At 39.7% G+C, this 10,162-nt stretch carries 10 protein-coding genes; 4 read left to right on the plus strand and 6 right to left on the minus strand.

Annotated elements, in window-relative coordinates; genetic code table 11:
- The first annotated feature begins 21 nt into the window (after positions 1-21).
- Complete coding sequence (locus CCS90_RS11585) at positions 22-1,188, plus strand: N(5)-(carboxyethyl)ornithine synthase (protein WP_099019748.1); 1,167 nt, start codon at positions 22-24, stop codon at positions 1,186-1,188.
- A gap of 122 nt (positions 1,189-1,310) precedes the next feature.
- Here the strand turns inward: CCS90_RS11585 and CCS90_RS11590 are convergent, their stop codons facing one another.
- From CCS90_RS11590 to CCS90_RS11600, 3 genes are all read right to left on the minus strand, one after another.
- Complete coding sequence (locus CCS90_RS11590; protein WP_099019709.1) at positions 1,311-1,919, minus strand: MarC family protein; 609 nt, start codon at positions 1,917-1,919, stop codon at positions 1,311-1,313.
- Positions 1,920-2,070: 151 nt separating this feature from the next.
- Positions 2,071-2,940, minus strand: a complete 870-nt coding sequence (locus CCS90_RS11595; RefSeq protein WP_099019710.1) for a universal stress protein — start codon at positions 2,938-2,940, stop codon at positions 2,071-2,073.
- A gap of 69 nt (positions 2,941-3,009) precedes the next feature.
- Positions 3,010-3,960, minus strand: coding sequence for a universal stress protein (locus CCS90_RS11600; protein ID WP_099019711.1), 951 nt, complete (start codon positions 3,958-3,960; stop codon positions 3,010-3,012).
- Positions 3,961-4,130: 170 nt separating this feature from the next.
- Between CCS90_RS11600 and CCS90_RS14960 the strand changes: the two genes are divergently transcribed.
- On the plus strand, positions 4,131-4,292 hold the full coding sequence (locus tag CCS90_RS14960) for a hypothetical protein (protein WP_180236528.1): 162 nt from the start codon (positions 4,131-4,133) through the stop codon (positions 4,290-4,292).
- A gap of 1 nt (position 4,293) precedes the next feature.
- Positions 4,294-5,907 (plus strand): cation:proton antiporter domain-containing protein, encoded by a 1,614-nt coding sequence (locus CCS90_RS11605; protein WP_099019712.1) that lies wholly within the window; start codon positions 4,294-4,296, stop codon positions 5,905-5,907.
- Positions 5,908-5,950: 43 nt separating this feature from the next.
- Here the strand turns inward: CCS90_RS11605 and CCS90_RS11610 are convergent, their stop codons facing one another.
- Positions 5,951-7,198 carry a tyrosine-type recombinase/integrase gene (locus CCS90_RS11610; RefSeq protein ID WP_099019713.1) on the minus strand — a complete coding sequence of 416 codons (1,248 nt, stop codon included), beginning with the start codon at positions 7,196-7,198 and terminating at the stop codon, positions 5,951-5,953.
- A 206-nt stretch (positions 7,199-7,404) separates the two neighbouring features.
- The gene (locus CCS90_RS11615; protein ID WP_099019714.1) at positions 7,405-8,154 is read right to left on the minus strand and encodes a metallophosphoesterase; all 750 of its coding nucleotides are present in this window, start codon (positions 8,152-8,154) and stop codon (positions 7,405-7,407) included.
- 172 nt (positions 8,155-8,326) lie between these two features.
- Here CCS90_RS11615 and CCS90_RS11620 point away from each other — a divergent pair, with 172 nt between their 5' ends.
- Positions 8,327-9,268, plus strand: coding sequence for a tyrosine-type recombinase/integrase (locus CCS90_RS11620; RefSeq protein ID WP_099019715.1), 942 nt, complete (start codon positions 8,327-8,329; stop codon positions 9,266-9,268).
- Here the strand turns inward: CCS90_RS11620 and CCS90_RS11625 are convergent.
- Entirely contained in the window at positions 9,265-10,032 is a 768-nt protein-coding gene (locus CCS90_RS11625; RefSeq protein WP_099019716.1) for a hypothetical protein, read from the minus strand. The genes CCS90_RS11620 and CCS90_RS11625 overlap by 4 nt on opposite strands.
- Between the last annotated feature and the right edge of the window lie 130 nt (positions 10,033-10,162).

Consider the following 10,162-nt stretch of genomic DNA (forward strand, 5'->3'; position numbering starts at 1 on the left):
ATCAATCATCAGGGCGGTCACATGAGTGAATTAACGGTTGGTGTCATAGGAACTTCCAAAAAAGTCGATGAGCGACGTTACCCCATTCATCCAGATCACTTGTCTCGAATTCCTTTGGCCCTGCGACGTCAGCTGGTGTTTGAAAAAGGTTATGGTGCGCCATTTGGTGTTTCAGATGAATTCATTGCCGCTGAAACCGGCGGAATTGCTACTCGAGAGGAGATTTTGGCAGACATCGGAAATGCCATCATTGCTAAACCTGTAACAGCTGATTTACAAGACATGCGTGAAGGTGGCATCCTGTGGGGATACACGCATTGTGTTCAACAACAAGACATCACGCAGACAGCCATCGATCGAAAATTAACTTTGATTGCTTTTGAAGACATGTTTGTCTGGTCACCCACAGGTCAAATTGGCCGGCATACATTCTATAAAAACAATGAAATGGCTGGCTATTGTGCGGTGTTACATGCCCTACAACTTAAAGGCATTGATGGGCATTATGGTAACCAAAGAAAAACCATTATTTTCAGTTTTGGCGCGGTCAGTCGAGGCGCCATTTATGCCCTTAAGGCTCATGGATTCAGGGACATCACTATATGCATTCAGCGGCCGGACCACGAAGTTCGTGAAGAGGTGCTTGATTGTCATTATGTGAAAATTCGTGATGGCGAAGCGAATGAAGCCCGCATGATGGTGATAGAGCATGATGGCAGTGCACGGCCCTTGACTGAGTTAATCAGTGAAGCAGACATCATTGTCAATGGCACTTTTCAGGATACCAATAATCCCACTGATTTCGTGATTGAATCTGAAAAAACATGTCTTAAGCCAAACAGTCTGATTATTGATGTCAGCTGTGATGAAGGTATGGGTTTCTTTTTTGCCAAACCCACTTCTTTTAAAAACCCCATCTTTAAATACGACACCATTGATTACTATGCGGTAGACCATACACCCAGCTATTTATGGGAAAGTGCCTCACGCTCAATATCTGCTGCGCTGATTGTGCATCTACCCAGGGTGCTGGGTGGATATTCAAATTGGCAAGGTGGAGAAACCATTAAACGGGCCATCAACCTCGATGGTGGGGTGATTAAAAACCTGTCTATCTTGTCTTTTCAAAACCGCAAGCCTGAATACCCACATGTACAGCTTGAAAAGGTTGCAACATCAGCGGCTTAATTAAATATCTTAAATATTTAATTTAATCAGAAGAAGAGGGCAGTTACCTTTTCTTCTTTACCACTCATTGTGATTAATAAAAACGATGAATTTTCGCCCTGATTGAGTGCCGGTTGACTCGATCACAAAGAGAAATAAAGTTTAATGCCTTCTAGGACATTGGCTGTGGCAACTGAGGCCAGGATCAAGCCCATGACTCGGCTTACAATGCTGGCACCACTGTTACCAATCAAGCGATGTATCCAACTGGCAACAAGCAAAAGAATCAAGACTATCAACAGCACAGCAAGCATCATACCTGCTGTTTGGGCTTGTTCAATCAGGCTGTAACGCTCATTCTCAGTCAACAACACCGCAGCTAGCATGGCACCAGGCCCAGCTATGGATGGAACAGCCAAGGGAAAAATAGCGGTTTCGCTGCAACCAGCTGCCAACTTAACTTCTTCTTCAGGTTTACTCTCGCCAAAAATCATTGAAAGGGCGAATAAAAACAACACAACGCCGCCGGCAATTTGAAATGCCGGCAATGGTATGGCCATTGCCGTAAGAATAACCTCTCCAGCCACAATGAAAAACAACAGAACTACTGCAGAAACCAGCGTTGCTTTGATGGCAATGGCTCTTTTGGTTTTCTCATCAAATTGACCTGTAACTGCGATAAAAACAGGAACCGTACCAATGGGATCAATGACAGCGAAAAATATAATAAAAGTTGAAATGAAATCAATCATGAAATGCTTATAATTTACTTTATAAATGAGTCAAATGACCATTGTATCTCATTCCAACAGTGCTGAAGCTGAAAAAATTTCTAGATTGGTTTTTCAAGTTGAATAAGCAAACTCCTCATTCATTAAGTTGTATTGACAATCGACTGATGCTTTAAGTGTGTAACATCAGTACCGGAATTTTGGCCTCATGCAGCATGTATTGAGTCACTCCACCAAAGATTTGCTGTCGCAAGCGGCTGCGACTGTACGCGCCCATGACCAATAAGTCTGAATGGCTTTGTTTGTAACCATTGAGTAGGGCGTCGGTGTCAGATTTGCCATTGACCTTGATGTGCTTGGCCTTTACCTCCCATAATTTCAAATAGTTAACCAAATGACTGGCTTTGGGCCCTAGTTTATTTTCCGTTCCGGTGGTGATGATGTTCACCTCAGTGGCCATTTGTAACAGAGGCATGGCAGCTTTAACTGCCAACGAGGCCTCCGTACTCTGGTTCCATGCGATTGCGATGCGATGACCAATGGGTTTCACTTTGGTTTGGGGTAGAATCAACACCGGTGATGCTGAATTCAATACCGCGCTTTGCATAATAGATCGGGCAATTGAGGCCCCTTTGCTGGCTGGTCTTGAAATCATGATTAAATCAGCGACTGGCCCCATAATTGAAAACAGATGTTCTGGCGAGCCAACATTTTCAGACCAAAATGCAGACGGTTCTTTTTGGGGCTTTTTACTTAATTGATAACCGAACAGTTCAGCCATTTTATCAAACAATAATTTAGCCTTTACATGGTCATTGTTGGTCCTTTTTTGGGCAAGCAAATTTTCCCAAGCGGCATCATATGTATGAACATCCAAAGTGGAACTCTTAGCCTCATCTGGCAATTCAACCGTTGAATCACTGTGAGACCTGATGTGATAACCGATCACATTGGCACGAATTTGTTCACCTAGTTTAAAGCCTTGATCTAAGGCAATCACGCATTCAGGTCGGTCACTTACTGGGATATAGATGGTTTTCATTGGGTGTTTTCTCCACTGGATTTAACGAATTAATAAGTTTTTGTTGTTGTTTTTTGATCCATCGACATTTCATTCAAGTTTGACAGGGCTGACAAAGGCTTCGGGTTTTATAGCCAGGACTGAACAATCAATATCAAATAAGATGGATTCAGCTGTATTGCCAATAAAAAGGCCTGGAATGCCTGTTCTACCAACAGTACCCATAACCAACAATTCAGGTTGGATCTTTTTAAGTAATTTAGGAATGTTGTGGGCTGCACTGCCTTTGATCAGGTGCAGGACTGGGCTTAAATAATGTTTGGCCTTTTCACCCATAGTCACCAGGCAGGAATCAACCGTTTTATTCAGCCATTCGCGGCGAGACTCTTGTTCTTGCTTAACCAATTCGTCCACGTCCTCCTCAGTGTAAGACATGCGGGGTCCTCTGAGAAAGCTTTCATGTTCCAACTCCCAAGTATGCACCACATGCAGTTCAGCAAACTGTGAGAGTGCCAGCGAAATGCCCGTTTTTAATAACTGATCATTCAATAATTCGTTTTCTGGGTTTTCAGGTTCATGATCAATGGCCACAACAAATTGTTTATCACCCAGTTGTTCAGTGGATTTAATTAACCACAAGGGGCAGGGGCATAAGCGCAAGAGCTTCAAATCCTGGCTGCCAAATATCATTGATTTTAAGCCAGTGGGTTGAACGGCTTTGATCACTAAATCCACATCAAATTCAATGACTTCACGAATCACGTCAATAAATGGTTTGCCAAAAAATACTTTCACTGCCAGGTTAAATTCAGTCAAATCCTTGATTTGTTGGCTGAATTTGCTGAGTTTGTTATTCAGCATTTGTTGAATGAGCAGGTTGTGATCGGGTTGGTCGTGGCTGAGCTTTTTCAAATCATCAAAACAACCAACCACGGTCAATTCAGCTAAATTGCTTTGTGCCAATTCAACGGCCTGGTTAAGCGCAGCTTGGTCCAATGCCTCAGTCTCACTGACAAACAAGATGTGATTGATTTTCTTCATTGTTAAAAATACCTCATTAATAATCTTTAATTAATGATTGTAGCTAATCCTTGGCTTTTTCTCATTGACCTTTGTCAAGATTGTCTTTGATAAAATCAAGCCCATAGAAATCACTTGAAAACATCTGTTAAACTCAGTACTTAAAACGGTTAAACGAGGGCAAATCACAAATGCAACAAAAATCCTATCAATCGTCAATGGGTGAGGGTGCTGTTGACACCGCATCGTCACAAATAAGCACGCTATTATTGTTCTGTACACACCTGGATTTCCCGGATCATTCACGGTTGCCTGCATCAGCAGAATCGGTCGCATTAAACCGAGTTGATTGAAATGGATTTTGCATGGGTGGCTTTGGCATTGAACGACCTTATTTGGATTGGTTTTGCCTTCACTCTGGGCTTGGTTTCCAAAAAAATGGGCTTACCACCCATGGTTGGTTTTTTAATGGCAGGATTTTTGCTCAGCACACAAAACATTGTTGATCAAAACTTATTGAAAAAAATGGCTGATTTAGGCATCACTTTGCTGCTTTTCACCATTGGTTTAAAAATCAATATTCGTAATTTGTTGAGACCCCAAGTTTGGGGCGTTACCATGATTCATACCACTGCGGTGGTTGTGTTGGTAGGACTGGGGATATTTTTGGTGTCATTAATGGGTTCCAGTCTGTTAATGGGTTTAACCATACAAAATGCAGCCTTGCTGGCCTTTGCTTTGAGTTTTTCAAGCACGGTTTTCGTGGTAAAAGCCTTAGAAGATAAAGGGGAAATGGACGCCTTACATGGTCGAATTGCGATTGGTGTATTGATCATTCAAGACATCTTTGCTGTGGTTTTTCTCGCCGTCTCAACTGGCGAACTGCCTTCTGTATGGGCATTGAGTTTGGTGTTATTGATCCCATTTCGATTTGTTTTATTAAAAATACTGGATCACGTCGGTCACGGAGAATTGTTGATTTTATATGGCTTTTTATTGGCCATCGGCGGTGCTGAAGTCTTTGAATTGGTTGGAGTCAAAGGTGATTTGGGTGCATTGATATTTGGCACCATGATAGCCACCCATGGCAAAACAGAAGAGCTAGTCAAAACCATGTTTGGCTTTAAAGACCTGTTCTTATTGGGTTTCTTTTTATCTATCGGTTTCAATGGTCTACCAGATTTCCAAATGGTAGCTCTGGCTCTTTTGCTGACACCGATTGCCCTGCTTAAAGGCGGTTTATTCTTTGCCTTGTTTGTTAGATTTAAGCTGCGGTCCAGAACGGCCTTGTTATCCACTTTCAACCTCAGTAATTACAGTGAGTTTGGTTTGATTGTTATTGCCATTGGCGTGGGCAATGATTGGATCAACAAGCAATGGATGATTGTCATGGCTTTAACCATCACTTTCTCATTCATCATTTCGTCCCTGCTAAATAAACACGCTCATCATGTTTACACCAAATACCGTCGAACTTGGAAAAGGTTCCAAACTGAACAACGCTTAGATTATGATCAGCTATTGAATTTGGGCTCTGCAGAAATTGCGGTTATTGGCATGGGTGCAGTTGGTACCGGAACATACGACAAACTCATTGAGAAATACCCAGGTAACGTGGTTGGTGTTGATATCGATGCCAACACAGTTAAGAACCAATGCGCGGAGCATCGTAACGTCATACTTGGAGATCCCAGTGATGCAGATTTTTGGGATAGGGTGATTCAATCTGAACAATTAAAACTGGTGCTGCTGACCTTACCGCAACACAACAGTTCAGTTGCAGTGGTTGATTTGTTATTAGATTCTGGCTACAAAGGACAGATTGCCGCCATTGCAAAATTTGCCGATGAAATAGAACAACTGAAACAGGCTGGTGTTCATACGGTTTATAATGTACATACCGAGGCGGGTGCTGGATTTGCTTCGAATGTCATTGAAGAAACCCAGCAGACTCAACCAGAAAATTAAGCCAAGCTTGGCTTCAAGCTTTCTGTTTTAGAATGCTGATGATTCAGTTGTCGTGGTTTACTTTACGTGATTTGCCACTTTCAGCCCGTTTCTTATTCTCTGTTTGTACATAGACAGTATCAGTGGTAGCCATACTGGCATGACCCAAATCCTCAGACAAATCTTTCAACGCCCTGCCACGTTCAATCTCCATACTGGCACCTGTGTGTCTGAGCCAATGCGTGGTGGCTTCTTTGAGCTTCCTGGCTTCACCAGCGCCCACAGACTGACTCATTTGTTGATAAGCATGATCAAAGGTATCTTGTACCAAACGCCTTAAATGTCGTGAAGTCATGCCACCTTGACCTCGAATTTTTTCAATCATCACTGACTTTTCATCACTTATCGGCAAAGCAGGGAGGTTGCGTGAAGTCCGGTAACGTTTTAAGAACTTTAAATAATCTGAGGGCACTGTCACGTCCCTGATTTTTCTCCCCTTTCCATACACCCGCAGCCACCAATTTCTGGATGAATCTTGCCAAAAATGCCCCATTTCTGGCGACCATGCATCTCGCTCAGACAGCTCTGATATCCGCAGAAACAACACTTTAAGTGAAGCAATGATAAACAAGTTACGCTCATACAATGGATTGTCATCGGCCATTTTTACGGCAGTATCTAACACATACTGCCATTGTTGCTCGGTTAACCTTTTGGGCTCTTTAACCTGAGATTCAGTGATAAAATGTTTACAGTCTTTTTTAGCGATTTGTGCTGGATTACCTGGGCACAATTCCTCACCCATCAAATAATTATAAAAGGATGTCACTGCAGTGAATGTGGAAATCAATGTTTGTTGTGATGGTCTGTATGTTTTTTTGTCGATTTCTTTGATTTTGTGGCTTTTAGGCGCCTGTAGCTTAAAGGGACACCATTGTTTGTTAGAAATAAAAAAACCGCTGTCAAAACTGAATCGATCGTTGTTTGAAGTTTCAATCCAGCGCACAGGTGGCCGCCAACAGAAATCAGCATAATCCAACACATCAGATTTTTTGTATGAATCAATCGGCGTTTGTTTGATTAAAAATGACCACAGCAAGAACCGTTCAATTTCATTCCTGAACCTGATGAAAGTATGTTCAGATTTATTTCGGCCAATGTATTCAAGGAATTGTTTTCCCCATTGCCAATGTTCACGCTGCCAATCATCCAGTTCAGACAAATACGTCTGTAATTGAGGATAGTCAGACAAAGACATGTCACGTAATTCAGCATAGACTGGATACAGAGGCGTTGGGTATGGAACAGCCATAAACAATACAATATAGTTAAAGTCTACATTATATAAAGAATATTACACTATGTCCAATACTAAAGGGTATCGGACATAAGAGAGATTGTCTAGTATACTCAAACCTTGCCGCACCCTGTGTGGACGTCCAACTAAACATTTGAATTTTTGCCTCTGACAAGCCCTAGTTTCCTACTAACCCCCTGAATTTTTTGTCCGGCACAAACTCAAGTAATTTCAATGATGAAATTATTGTCAAACTCAGGGTTTCTTTCATCTGAATAACCCTTGGGGTTACATACAACGTTAGTTTCACCAATATGATAGTTCGAACTGTTATGTAAGTGACCATGAATCCAAACTCGTGGATTGTAATTTTCTATTACGTTTTCTAGATTAGATGCATACGCTGAGCTAATTACATTATCTTTGTAGTGATCAGGTACAGATCGTAAGCTTGGAGCGTGGTGAGTAACTACAATGTTCTTTTGACCTTCTAGCTCATCTAGTTTATTGGTAAGCCAGTTGAGTGATTTCCTGTGAATAGAGAATATATCGATAGAACGTACTTTTGAAAATTTTGGTGATAGTCTAATTTTTTTATAATCAGTCATAACTTGCTGGCATTGATATCCATCAATACGAGAAGCACCAAATAAATTAAAGTCAGTCCATAAAGTACAACCAAGAAAATTGATGCCATTAATATTAATTGAGTCATTTTCTAAAACATGAATATTGCTTCCCTTGCAATCTTCTTTAAGTTTATCGACTAGCTTGGGATAAGCAGCTCCATAAAATTCATGATTGCCAAGTACATAAATTACCGGAATTTCTTTAATTTTATCGCTAGCCCATTTAAATCCATTATCTTTAACGTGTACGTCACCCGCTAAAACGACAACGTCTACATCCTTATAATCGACCTGGTAACCTTCGAACTCTATATGTAGATCACTTAATACTAAAATTTTCATCGTTGGTAATGATTCAATGGCTTGTTGTGATTTTGTATTATATGTAGTTAATAAAATGACTTGCTGAAATTATGTGATTAATTTTTAGAAAATGAGATAACCTCCCTATTTCTTGACCACACATATGAAGCCCTATAAAATACATTATAGGGCCTCATTATTATATTAAAACATGACGGAATTAACCAAACAAAACCATTCTTTAACTCGAAGCCAGTCTAATGAGTTGCTAAATATTCCTGAGGAATCTGTTTGGTTGGCCAATTACACTTCAAAGGCCACTCAGAAAACATATTCTGTCGCGGTACGTGAATTCTTTCGGTATCATGACATGCAGGATATAAATGATTTGCGTACGAGCTCCCCTGCTCATGTTATTGCCTGGCGGGATCAGTTGATCAACTCAGGTGCAACATCAAGAACAGTGAACAACCGTTTGTCAGCTTTATCCTCACTTTTCAAGCACCTTTGTGAAAAACAAATCATTTCTAAGAATCCGGTTCACGGAATAAAAAGACCAAAAGTTAATCAGTCTCAAGTTAAAACACCAGCCATTACCAAACAACAAGTAAGAAAAGTTTTAGAGTTACCAGATCAATCTACACCCAAAGGCCTGAGAGATGCTGCAATCTTATATACATATTTCTATTCTGGGTGTAGACGTTCTGAGGTTAGGAATTTAAAGGCATCACACATCCTCCAAGACAATGGCTACTATGTAATCGACTTTACTGTCAAGGGTGGCAAAGAAAATCGTCTAGCCGTTCATCCCGAATTACAAAATGTCTTGAATACATATTTGAGTTCAGCCGATCATCTAAGTGAACCAGATGTGCCTTTATTTATAAGTGTTCAAAAAAATGAGGAAAGGAAACCATTAAATCCAAAATCATTAAATAGGATATTTAAGCATTACATTATAAAAGCGGGGCTTCCTGGCAACATAACCCCCCACTCTGCTCGAGCTACTTTCATAACAGAAGCATTGAAGAATAATTGCTCAATTGAAGCGGTTCAGGCATCTGTGGCACATGCAAATATATCTACAACACAAATGTATGATAAGAGAAAGAAGAACTACAAAGACAGTGCTAGTTTGGCTGTACGTTTTTAATGTGATTCACTATCAAATTGTATTTTATTAGTATATCCAAGCAAATATGTTCCATTACCATATAAACATTTTTTTTCTGTTTTAAATCCTTTGGATTTTAAAAAAGGGTTTTTATAACAATTATCATTAACGAGTTCTGTGCTTTTACAAATATGAAGATGCCCGTTATCACCATCAGAATAAGGACACGGATTTATATTACCTTCAAATAAATCCTTCAAAATATTATTAACAGAAAGTAGGAAAAGAAAAGAATCATTCATTCGATCAATATGACCAGAGTGACCGTATATTTTGGTGCAATTTGAGTAACTAACTATTCCAGTGCCAAATTTAAAAATAATTGAGTTCCAGTATTTTAAATTACTTAACTGCTCGTTAAGGTCAAAAACCAAACCAGTTTTCTTGATATTGTTTAAATTGTTAATCGAGTATTTAGCCAAAACGTCAAAAAACATATATAAATCATGAGTATTTTTATGTTTCTCTGTAAACTCAATTAAATTCTCGCAATGTGTTTTAGTTTTAATTTCATCTCTTGAAAAGAAATCTCTCTCCGATGGTTCGTTTTTCCAAATTTGTACTTGTCTTAATAAGTTTATCTGTTTTTTAACATTATTCTTCTTTTGATATTGTAGAAACCTTTTTAAAGCTAAATTTGGCTCAAGGGTTCTAAGACAATATTGCATTAAATAGAATATTCCGTTAGCAATCTGATTATATTTTTTACTTATATAAAAATATCTAAATAGTAGTGAATACATATGACCTTTCCCCCAAAAACAGAACCATGACAAGGATGAGATTTCCAATTAAACTAAGATTGAGGAGATCTCATTATGAAGAAGAAACGTTATACAGAAGAACAAATCATTGGCGCCATCAAACAGCACG

The organism is Marinicella litoralis, from assembly GCF_002591915.1.
Lineage (GTDB): Bacteria > Pseudomonadota > Gammaproteobacteria > Xanthomonadales > Marinicellaceae > Marinicella > Marinicella litoralis.

Bases quoted from the DNA above. Each gene is read 5' to 3' on its own strand.
- CCS90_RS11620 (WP_099019715.1), top strand. From the start codon at position 8,327: ATGACGGAATTAACCAAACAAAACCATTCTTTAACTCGAAGCCAGTCT.
- CCS90_RS11625 (WP_099019716.1), bottom strand. From the start codon at position 10,032: ATGTATTCACTACTATTTAGATATTTTTATATAAGTAAAAAATATAAT.
- CCS90_RS11600 (WP_099019711.1), bottom strand. From the start codon at position 3,960: ATGAAGAAAATCAATCACATCTTGTTTGTCAGTGAGACTGAGGCATTG.
- CCS90_RS11585 (WP_099019748.1), top strand. From the start codon at position 22: ATGAGTGAATTAACGGTTGGTGTCATAGGAACTTCCAAAAAAGTCGAT.
- CCS90_RS11605 (WP_099019712.1), top strand. From the start codon at position 4,294: ATGGATTTTGCATGGGTGGCTTTGGCATTGAACGACCTTATTTGGATT.
- CCS90_RS14960 (WP_180236528.1), top strand. From the start codon at position 4,131: ATGCAACAAAAATCCTATCAATCGTCAATGGGTGAGGGTGCTGTTGAC.
- CCS90_RS11610 (WP_099019713.1), bottom strand. From the start codon at position 7,198: ATGGCTGTTCCATACCCAACGCCTCTGTATCCAGTCTATGCTGAATTA.
- CCS90_RS11595 (WP_099019710.1), bottom strand. From the start codon at position 2,940: ATGAAAACCATCTATATCCCAGTAAGTGACCGACCTGAATGCGTGATT.
- CCS90_RS11615 (WP_099019714.1), bottom strand. From the start codon at position 8,154: ATGAAAATTTTAGTATTAAGTGATCTACATATAGAGTTCGAAGGTTAC.
- CCS90_RS11590 (WP_099019709.1), bottom strand. From the start codon at position 1,919: ATGATTGATTTCATTTCAACTTTTATTATATTTTTCGCTGTCATTGAT.